7 protein-coding genes are annotated in these 4,321 nt (G+C 65.7%); 6 read left to right on the forward strand and 1 reads right to left on the reverse strand.

The window, feature by feature from the left end:
* Nucleotides 1-97 precede the first annotated feature (97 nt).
* From ACR2JI_RS02735 to ACR2JI_RS02755, 5 genes are read left to right on the forward strand one after another with little or no spacing between them, the layout of a single operon-like run.
* Nucleotides 98-862 (forward strand): DUF7229 domain-containing protein, encoded by a 765-nt coding sequence (locus ACR2JI_RS02735; protein WP_526387773.1) that lies wholly within the window; start codon nucleotides 98-100, stop codon nucleotides 860-862.
* A gap of 43 nt (nucleotides 863-905) precedes the next feature.
* The gene (locus ACR2JI_RS02740; protein WP_526387775.1) at nucleotides 906-1,160 is read left to right on the forward strand and encodes a type II toxin-antitoxin system VapB family antitoxin; all 255 of its coding nucleotides are present in this window, start codon (nucleotides 906-908) and stop codon (nucleotides 1,158-1,160) included.
* Nucleotides 1,160-1,561 (forward strand): type II toxin-antitoxin system VapC family toxin, encoded by a 402-nt coding sequence (locus ACR2JI_RS02745; RefSeq protein WP_526387777.1) that lies wholly within the window; start codon nucleotides 1,160-1,162, stop codon nucleotides 1,559-1,561. The genes ACR2JI_RS02740 and ACR2JI_RS02745 overlap by 1 nt, the downstream gene beginning before the upstream one ends.
* Nucleotides 1,558-1,818, forward strand: a complete 261-nt coding sequence (locus tag ACR2JI_RS02750; RefSeq protein ID WP_526387779.1) for a hypothetical protein — start codon at nucleotides 1,558-1,560, stop codon at nucleotides 1,816-1,818. Before ACR2JI_RS02745 ends, ACR2JI_RS02750 begins: the two co-directional genes overlap by 4 nt.
* 12 nt (nucleotides 1,819-1,830) lie before the next feature.
* Nucleotides 1,831-2,655 (forward strand): SDR family oxidoreductase, encoded by an 825-nt coding sequence (locus tag ACR2JI_RS02755; protein WP_526387781.1) that lies wholly within the window; start codon nucleotides 1,831-1,833, stop codon nucleotides 2,653-2,655.
* Between the two features lies 1 nt (nucleotide 2,656).
* Here the strand turns inward: ACR2JI_RS02755 and yczE are convergent, their stop codons facing one another.
* Entirely contained in the window at nucleotides 2,657-3,385 is a 729-nt protein-coding gene (yczE, locus tag ACR2JI_RS02760) for a membrane protein YczE (protein ID WP_526387783.1), read from the reverse strand.
* A gap of 93 nt (nucleotides 3,386-3,478) precedes the next feature.
* Between yczE and ACR2JI_RS02765 the strand changes: the two genes are divergently transcribed.
* Nucleotides 3,479-4,297 carry a glutamate ABC transporter substrate-binding protein gene (locus ACR2JI_RS02765; RefSeq protein ID WP_526387785.1) on the forward strand — a complete coding sequence of 273 codons (819 nt, stop codon included), beginning with the start codon at nucleotides 3,479-3,481 and terminating at the stop codon, nucleotides 4,295-4,297.
* The last annotated feature ends 24 nt before the right edge of the window (nucleotides 4,298-4,321 follow it).

Genomic DNA, 4,321 nt, shown 5'->3' on the forward strand with positions numbered 1-4,321 from the left:
TTTTTGTCGGTGGCCGTGGCTAGCGTGGGTTCTATCGACGGCGCCGTGAGCGCATGACTAAGGAGCGGGTAGCCACGAAACTGAAGGGGGCAGTGAGATGACGGATATCAACACCGAGTACGGGGTCCTGGTGCTGGGGGACAGCGATACCGCTGGGCGCATGGACATGCTGGCCGATAAGGCCGCCGAACAGGGCGCGGTGATCACCCAGACCTACGCCTTCGATCCGGGTGAGGCCGCCAACCACGAGGACCTGACATGTGTCGGGGCGGTGGTCGAGGCGCTGAGCCGGGCCATCGAAACCCACAGCTGCATCTGGCTGCCGTTCCCCCTTCAGGATTTGGCCCGCGAGCAGCACTGGCGTCGGCTCAGCCTGGTCCTGCAGCGGCATGGTCTCAACCTGCTGATGGGTCCGGAGCTGGCGCCCTGCCTGATCGAGGGTGGTTACAGCGCAATCGACGCCGCCCTGCGACTGGAAGTCCAGTCCGTCGACGAGCTCGACTACGCAGCCCTGGCCGCCGCCGGGATGAAGGCGTTGGGTGCGGAGATCGAGGAGGCGCTGCGAGAGGCCGACGCTGCGACGATCGACGAGCCGCCGGCGTCGACTGCGGTCTACAGCACCGCCGAGGCGGCCCAGCTGTTCGGCCGCTCGGACACCTGGATCTCCCGGGGTCTGCGCGACGGTGTCTTCGTCTACCCCGACGGGTCCGCCGTCGAACCGATCCAGATCGGCAAGGGGGGTCGGCGCCAGTTCACCGTGCCCATGCTGCGGGCGATGGCGTGGTCGTCGTATCGGCGGGGCAACCTGACCGGCGACCAGCTGGAAGGAGTGTTGGCCGAACTCGCGCATGGTGAGCGGTAACCGAGATGTTCTAGATTCGGCCAATCCGTATAGAATCAACACTGTGGCCCTGAGTATCAAAGACCCCGAGGCCGATCGGCTGGCACGGGAGTTGGCCGCGCGCACCGGGGAGACGCTGACCGAGGCGATCATCGTCGCGCTACGCGAACGACTGGCCCGCGAAACGGGGCGTACCAGAGCCATTCCACTTGGTGAGGAATTGGCGGCGATCCGCCGGCGATGTGCAGATCTACCCGTGCTCGACCCTCGTGCAGGTGATGTTGTCATCGGCTACGACCGGCATGGTCTGCCCACCTGATGGTTATCGACACCTCCGCGCTCGTCGCGATGCTCACCGATGAGCCCGGCGCGCCAGATCTCGAGGCAGCAGTCGAGGCCGATCCGGTTCGGTTGATGTCGACGGCCACTTACCTTGAGGCGGCCATCGTCATCGAGACGCGGTTCGGGGAATCAGGCGGACGTGAACTCGATCTGTGGCTGCATCGGGCGGGCGTGAACCTTGTGGCTGTCGACGCCGACCAGGCAGACACCGCGCGAGCCGCGTACCGCATCTTCGGCAAGGGGCGCCATCGGGCAGGGCTGAACTACGGAGATTGCTTCGCCTATGCGCTGGCCAAGACCAGCGGTCAGCCGCTGCTCTTCAAAGGTGATGACTTTGCGCACACCGACATCGGCGTGGGCGATACTCGACAGCGATGAATGTTCCGAACCTGCTGAGAAATCCGCGCGTCTGGGTGTACCTGGTGATGGGCTTGCTCGCTGCCGGCGTCATCGGTTATTCCGAATGGCGTGACTCCGACGATCAGCGTCTGCAGCGCTGTATCGACGCGTCCATCGAGCAGATGAAGCAGGACACCCCGTCACTGTCCGGATTCGACAACGCCCAACCCGTCCTGGTGTCGATGGCACGCGCAAGCTGCGCCAGGCAGCTCGGCATCAACCCCCAACCGCAGTAGGAAAGCAGGACCGTGAGCGAGAAGGTGTGGTTCATCACCGGGGCATCGCGTGGCTTCGGCCGGGTGTGGGCGACGGCCGCACTGGAACGCGGTGACAGGGTCGCCGCGACAGCGCGTGACACCGACACCCTGACCGACCTCGTCGAAAAATACGGCAGCGCGATCCTGCCGATCCAACTCGACGTCACCGACCGGGCGGCTGACTTCGCGGCGGTCAAGCGGGCCCACGATCACTTCGGCCGGCTGGACATCGTCGTCAACAACGCCGGCTTCGGGCACTTCGGCTTCGTCGAAGAAGTGACCGAGGATGAGGCGCGCGCACAGATCGAGACCAATGTCTTTGGCGCACTGTGGATCACCCAGGCAGCACTTCCGTATCTGCGGGCCCAGCGCGGCGGGCACATCATCCAGGTGTCCTCCATCGGAGGTATCACCGCATTCCCGAACGTCGGCATCTACCACGCCTCGAAGTGGGCACTGGAGGGTTTCTCCCAGTCGCTGGCCCAGGAGGTCGCACCCTTCGGTGTGCATGTGACGCTGGTCGAGCCGGGCTCGTTCGCCACCGACTGGGCGGGCCCGTCGGCAACGCGGTCCGTCCCGCTGCCCGACTACGACGACGTGCACGCGGCGGCCGAGAAAGTGCGTGCCACGCGCATCTCGACACCGGGTGATCCGACAGCATCGGCGGCGGCGATCCTCAAGGTGGTCGACGCTGCCAATCCGCCACTGCGGGTGTTCTTCGGTGATCTGCCGTTGACGCTGGCCAAAGCCGACTACGAGAGTCGGCTGGCACTGTGGGAGGAGTGGCAGCCGGTCTCGGTGGAGGCGCAGGGCTGAGTCACGCTTCGCCCTGCGGGAACTCGTCCTCGTCGAGGACACTCTGGTCGTGGGGTGAGAGCCGGTGCACGAGGGCGAGGCCCAATGCGACGGATTGCCCCACCAGCAGCGCAAAAATGGCGGTTCCGATGCCGACGATCCCGCCCAGCAGCCAGCCGAGCACCAGGACGCCCACTTCGATGAGCAGTCGGACCCGTCCCACCGGCCAGCCGGTCACCCGGTGCAGGCCCGTCATCCAGCCGTCCCGTGGCCCAGGGCCATGCCCACTGGTGAGGTAGAACCCACTGCCGATGCCGATGAGGCCGACCCCGAGGAATACCAGCGCGAGTTGCCCGACCAGTGAGTGCGGCGTGCTCACTCGTGGGTAGGTGACGCCCAGTGCGAGCGCGATCACCAGAATGTTCATCACCGTTCCGAGGCCGGGCTGCTGGCGCAGCGGGATCCACAGCGCCAGAACGCAGATCGACACCAGCAGGGTGGTCCAGCCGATTCCGAGGCCGGTGCGCACACTGAGGCCCTGAGCCAGCACCGACCACGGGGCGGCACCGAGGTGGGAGGCCAGAATGAGGGCCTCGCCGGTGCCGAACAGCCACAGCCCGAAGATCAGCGCGGCCAATGAGGCCGGCGTGGGACGCCACACCGATGGCGCGGTGAAGCGGGTGCGGGGAACCGTGTGGGATCCCCGCACCAGGGAGCGCAGTCGCCGGCTCCACGGACTGGCATCTGGCACGCACCGAGCCTAGGGGCCGACCGGACCTGTCGGGGATGCCCCGGGGATGTCTCGGGATGTCATAGTGTCGACTCCGACGGAAGGAACTTTCACATGAGGCTGTCACCAATCCGCATGATCGGCGCCGCGATGCTCGCGGTCGTGGTCCCGCTGTCGGCAACCGCGTGCGGAGGTGACGGTTCGACGCCCGGCGACAAGATCGTCATCGGCACCAAATTCGACCAGCCTGGCCTGGGGGTGAAGAACCCGGACGGCTCGATGAGCGGTTTCGACGTGGACGTCGCCCGCTACATCGCCAAGGAACTCGGCTTCGGCGAGGACAAGATCGAGTGGAAGGAATCGCCGTCGGCGCAGCGTGAAACCCTGATCAGCAATGACCAGGTGAAGTTCATCGTGGCGACGTACTCGATCACCGACGCCCGCAAGCAGAAGGTCGACTTCGCCGGGCCCTACCTGCTCACCGGTCAGAGCCTGCTGGTCAAGGCCGATAACACCGACATCACCGGTGCCGAATCGCTGCAGAACAACAAGAAGCTGTGCTCGGTCTCGGGATCCACTCCGGCACAGCGCATCAAGGACAAGTACCCGGGCGTCCAGCTTCAGCAGTACGACACCTACTCGGCATGCATCGAAGCCCTGCGCAACGGCGCCATCGACGCGGTCACCACCGACGAGGTCATCCTCGCCGGATACGCGGCGAAGTCCCCCGGTGAGTTCAAGATCGCCGGCCAGCCGTTCTCGCAGGAACGCTACGGAATCGGACTGAAGAAGGACGACTCCGAGTTGCGGACCAAGATCAATGACGCGCTGGCTAAGATGGAAGCCGACGGCGCCTGGAAGGCGGCCTTCGACAATAACCTCGGTCCGGCCGGACTGACCGCACCGGCACCGCCGCCGATCGACAGGTACTGAGCGCCGGTACCGCGCTCAGGCGCC

The organism is Mycobacterium sp. (genome assembly GCF_051006775.1).
GTDB lineage: Bacteria > Actinomycetota > Actinomycetes > Mycobacteriales > Mycobacteriaceae > Mycobacterium.

What these genes read in the sequence shown, in the direction of transcription:
- ACR2JI_RS02750 (WP_526387779.1), top strand. Translation starts at nt 1,558, where the DNA reads ATGAATGTTCCGAACCTGCTGAGAAATCCGCGCGTCTGGGTGTACCTG.
- ACR2JI_RS02735 (WP_526387773.1), top strand. Translation starts at nt 98, where the DNA reads ATGACGGATATCAACACCGAGTACGGGGTCCTGGTGCTGGGGGACAGC.
- ACR2JI_RS02745 (WP_526387777.1), top strand. Translation starts at nt 1,160, where the DNA reads ATGGTTATCGACACCTCCGCGCTCGTCGCGATGCTCACCGATGAGCCC.
- ACR2JI_RS02765 (WP_526387785.1), top strand. Translation starts at nt 3,479, where the DNA reads ATGAGGCTGTCACCAATCCGCATGATCGGCGCCGCGATGCTCGCGGTC.